The sequence below is a fragment of the Archangium sp. genome (assembly GCF_036388035.1).
In the GTDB taxonomy this organism is placed as follows: domain Bacteria; phylum Myxococcota; class Myxococcia; order Myxococcales; family Myxococcaceae; genus Archangium.
Genome location: NZ_DASVSO010000669.1, coordinates 1 through 2,885 on the forward strand (window position 1 = coordinate 1; position 2,885 = coordinate 2,885).

The window sequence follows — 2,885 nt, forward strand, 5'->3', positions numbered from 1 at the left end:
GTGTGCCCGCGCCGGAGTCCGCACCCTCACCGAGGCCTTCCTCCACTACCTGCCCTCGCGGTCCGCCTGAAAGGAGCTGCCCCATGCGCTGGTCCATCGTCCTCACCCTCTTCCGCAAGGACCTGCTGGAGGCCCTGCGAGACCGCCGCACGCTGCTGCTGCTCGTCGGCCTGCCGCTGCTGCTCTACCCGCTCCTCCTGGTGGCGACGGCGCTGATGTCCGGTGCGCTCGCGCGGGACCTCCAGGAGAAGCCCCTGAAGCTCGCCGTCTGGGGCCCCGCGCCCGCCTCGCTCCTGGAGAAGCTGGAAGGCGCCGAGCGCGTGGAGTGGGTGGAGCGCCGCGAGTCGATTCCGGAGGCCCCCGCCCAGGAGGCCCGGAAGCTGCTCGATGAGCGCAAGGCCACGGCGGTGCTGGCGCTGACGCCCGTGCCCGGAGCCGACGGGAACCTCTCCCTGGAGCTCTACTTCGACTCGGGCCGCCCCCCGTCGGGAGTGGCACGCCGCCGGCTGAACACGGTGCTCGACGAGGTGCGCCAGCAGGCGGTGCGGGTGCGCTTCGAGAACGCGGGACTGTCCCCACGGCTGGCCGAGCCGCTCCAGGTGAAGGAGTCGGACTTCCGCTCGGTGGGCCTGTTCCTCGGGGCGATGCTGCCCTACCTGCTGCTGCTGGCGCTGGTGATGGCGGGCTTCTACCCGGCCATCGACGTCACCGCCGGAGAGAAGGAGCGGGGCACGCTCCAGACGCTGCTGTGCGCGCCGGTGCGGCCGCTGGAGGTGGTGCTGGGCAAGTACGGCGTGGTGAGCGTCTTCACGCTGGGCGGCGCCCTGCTGAACCTGGGGGGAATGGGGCTGGCCATCGTGGGGCTCGTCGGCGCCAGCGGGACGGTGGGCAAGGTGCAGGTGAGCCTCGGGGTGCTCGTGGCGGCCTTCGGCGCGCTCGTGCCGCTGGCGATGCTGGTGAGCGCCGTGCTCGTCGCGGTGGGGGTGATGGCGCGCAGCTTCAAGGAGGGCCAGAACTACCTCACCCCGGTGCTGCTGGGCGTCCTGGTCCTCGCCCATGGGGCGATGATGCCGGGGGTGGAGCTGACGCCGAAGCTCGCGCTGGTGCCCATCCTGAACGTGGCCCTGCTGCTGCGCGAGCTGCTCACGGCGAAGGTGGAGACGGGCCTCTTCGCGCTCGTGTTCACCAGCACCCTGGCCTGGGCGGTGGCGGGAGTCCTCTTCGCGGCCCGCGTCTTCGAGAGCGAGCAGGTGCTGCTGTCCGGCGAGAAGCCCTGGCGGGACCTCTTCGGCCGGAAGGTGCGCCGGGGAGACCACTTCTCGCCCGGGAGCGCCCTGCTCTACTTCTCGGTCATCCTGGTGGTGTCGCTCTTCGTGAGCGTGCTGCTGTGGAAGCGGCTGCCGCTGTGGGGAGTCATGGCGGTGACGCAGGTGGGCGTCTTCCTGGCGCTGGCCGTGCTGTGGGTGCAGCGCTCCGGAGCGGACCCGCGAGAGGTCTTCTCCCTGCGCCTGCCCACGAGGCGCGGGGCGCTGGCCATGGTGCTGCTGGCGCCGGGGGTGCTCGGGGTGCAGGTGCTGCTGCAGAGGGCCCTGGGGACGGGCTGGATGCCCGGCACGGAGGAGTTCCTGCGCACTCTGGAGGTGCTGATGAAGCAGAGCGCGAGCTGGCCGCTGCCCCTGGCGCTGGCGGTGCTCGCGCTGGCCCCGGCCGTCTGCGAGGAGGCCGCCTTCCGCGGGGTGATGCTGTCGGGCCTGTCGCGCACGGGCTCGCGTGCGGTGGCGGTGGTGGGCAGCGCGCTCACCTTCGGCATCCTCCACATCCACCCGGTGCACGCGCTCATCGCCGCGGCGGTGGGCCTCGTGCTCGGCCATGCCACGCTGCGCACGCGCTCGCTGCTGGCGGGGGTGTTCCTCCACTTCGTGAACAACGGCACGGCCGTCCTCGCCGCTCGGGCCGGAACGGAGCCGGCCTGGATGGGCTCATGGCAGGTGGGGCTCGCGCTGTGCATGCCCGGCGTGGTAGCCCTGTGGCTGCTGCGCGACGCGGACCCGGTGCCGACGCACCAGGAGGAGCCTCGCGAGGCCGTCCCCGAAGTACCGGTGTCGCTGCCCAAGGCGTCCTAGCCTCAACCGCCCGTCCTCAACCCACCAACGCACCTTCCAACGTGGAGACGTCATGAACAAGCAGATCATCTTCAACCTGCCGGTCAGGGACCTGGACAAATCCAAGGCCTTCTTTTCCGCTCTCGGCTTCAGCTTCAATCCGCACTTTTCCAACGAGAGCTCGGCGTTCATGGTCATCGTGGACGGCAGTATCAATGCCATGCTGATGACCGAAGCCTTTTTCAAGAGCTTCATCAACAAGCCCGTCGTGCAGGCGAAGGAGGCCAACGAGGTCATCATCTGCCTGAGCTGCGAGAGCCGGGAGGAAGTCGACAGCCTGATCGCCAAGGCCACCGCCGCCGGCGCCCGCATCCCGCATCCGCCGGAGGACCACGGCTTCATGTATGACCAGGGCTTCGAAGACCTCGACGGCCACCTCTGGAACCTGGTCTGGATGGAGCCGCGGGCTTGACCGGGCCGGCGGCGGGCTTACCCGTGCTCGTCCCAGGAGCGCTTGAGCAGTCCGTAGCTTCCCCAAGCAGGTGAGAAGGCGAGCGTGGCGCTCGAGGCAGCGACCAGGAAGGAACCGAGGAGGGAGAGGGCGCCGCGAGTGGATTGATGGGAGGCGGCGGGAATCGAACCCGTGAGCAAGGCGATAGAAAACCCTAAGCAGGACGCGCTGTTACCCGCTATCGCCTTGATTCTCCTCGGGTTCGTCATCCCGCCCCGTCCCACCCCGTGCCCACGCGTTACACCCCTTTCCCCGCAGGCGGGGCACACTGA

At 69.8% G+C, this 2,885-nt stretch carries 2 protein-coding genes; both read left to right on the forward strand.

Going from position 1 to position 2,885, the window contains the following annotated elements; translation table 11 throughout:
- The first annotated feature begins 83 nt into the window (after positions 1 to 83).
- Positions 84 to 2,123 (forward strand): ABC transporter permease subunit/CPBP intramembrane protease, encoded by a 2,040-nt coding sequence (locus tag VF697_RS27295; RefSeq protein ID WP_331099658.1) that lies wholly within the window; start codon positions 84 to 86, stop codon positions 2,121 to 2,123.
- A gap of 52 nt (positions 2,124 to 2,175) precedes the next feature.
- On the forward strand, positions 2,176 to 2,574 hold the full coding sequence (locus VF697_RS27300) for a VOC family protein (protein ID WP_331099659.1): 399 nt from the start codon (positions 2,176 to 2,178) through the stop codon (positions 2,572 to 2,574).
- Positions 2,575 to 2,885 lie beyond the last annotated feature (311 nt).